Origin of the sequence: Priestia sp. SIMBA_032 (assembly GCF_046535215.1) — a bacterium.
Taxonomy (GTDB): Bacteria; Bacillota; Bacilli; order Bacillales; family Bacillaceae_H; genus Priestia; species Priestia aryabhattai.
This window is the reverse complement of sequence record NZ_JAWRXD010000349.1, coordinates 1-316: the sequence shown is the minus strand read 5'-3', so window position 1 is coordinate 316 and position 316 is coordinate 1. Positions and strand designations below refer to the sequence as shown.

General features: G+C 39.2%; 1 protein-coding gene. It reads right to left on the bottom strand.

Going from position 1 to position 316, the window contains the following annotated elements:
- The coding region (locus SB717_RS34710; protein ID WP_410907408.1) for a sigma-70 domain-containing protein at window positions 1-316 on the bottom strand (316 nt) is incomplete at both ends.

Here is a 316-nt window from a genome sequence, read left to right as displayed (position 1 = left end):
CTGCAATTTGATCTAAAATAGTGATTGGATCTCCATCGTTTTCATATACAGTTTCATGTATAGATGAAGGCGCCCGGCTCGCTTCTTGTGCTAGAACAACTTCCTCTGGCGTTAGTTCTAGTGCCTCTGCCACTTCATTAATCGTTGGAGCCCTTCCGAATTCTTTCGAAAGCTCATCTCTCATCTTTCGAATTTTGTTTCCTGTTTCTTTTAAAGACCTACTAACTTTCACTGATCCATCATCGCGTAAGAAACGTTGTATTTCACCAATAATCATTGGAACTGCATATGTTGAAAATTTCACGTCGAAAGATAA